Genomic DNA, 205 nt, shown 5'->3' on the forward strand with positions numbered 1-205 from the left:
GCGTATCCAGCTCCACCGTCTCCACACCCAACGGCACCGGCAGCTTCTCCATCAGATGCGACTGCGTGAGCAGCAGCCCAATCCCGCTGTCCTCCATCATGTAGGCCAGCCGCTCCGCCGGGTAGCCCGGGTCCAGCGGCACATACGCACCGCCCGCCTTCAGGATCGCCAGCAGACCCGTCACCATCTCTACCGACCGCTCTGC

Annotated in this window: 1 protein-coding gene; it reads right to left on the reverse strand. The window is 66.3% G+C overall.

Annotated features, from left to right (window positions below):
• Positions 1–205 (reverse strand): AMP-binding protein (locus FQ755_RS17670; RefSeq protein WP_144156132.1); only part of this gene is annotated, 205 nt, incomplete at both ends.

The sequence above is a fragment of the Paraburkholderia sp. BCC1885 genome, from assembly GCF_900996235.1.
Taxonomy (GTDB): Bacteria; Pseudomonadota; Gammaproteobacteria; order Burkholderiales; family Burkholderiaceae; genus Paraburkholderia.